1 tRNA gene is annotated in these 381 nt (G+C 53.5%); it reads left to right on the top strand.

Features of this window, described 5'->3' with window-relative positions:
• Positions 1 to 271 precede the first annotated feature (271 nt).
• A tRNA-Arg gene (locus M8013_RS00085) sits at positions 272 to 348 on the top strand.
• The last annotated feature ends 33 nt before the right edge of the window (positions 349 to 381 follow it).

Genomic DNA, 381 nt, shown 5'->3' with positions numbered 1-381 from the left:
TCCGTAGCTCAGCTGGATAGAGTACTCGGCTACGAACCGAGCGGTCGGAGGTTCGAATCCTCCCGGATGCACCATATTCTCCGAGATAGCAGCCAGACTGTTGTTTCATGGTCGGCGAGATAATCGCTAGCACCAGGGAGGATAGCGTTGCTTTAGCAACGACCCGTAGGACGAGGCGCAGCCGAGTAATCCTCCCGGATGCACCATCTTTTACTTCCTGTCGTTTTCAAAGCGAGACGAAGTATCGAGTAGTACAGTAGTAAATCCCGATGCATCCGTAGCTCAGCTGGATAGAGTACTCGGCTACGAACCGAGCGGTCGGAGGTTCGAATCCTCCCGGATGCACCATATTCTCCGAGATAGCAGCCAGACTGTTGTTTC

Origin of the sequence: Silvania confinis, from assembly GCF_025564085.1 — a bacterium.
Classification (GTDB): domain Bacteria; phylum Pseudomonadota; class Gammaproteobacteria; order Enterobacterales; family Enterobacteriaceae; genus Enterobacter; species Enterobacter confinis.
Note: the sequence above shows the minus strand (reverse complement) of the source record. Positions and strands in the feature narration are given on the sequence as shown.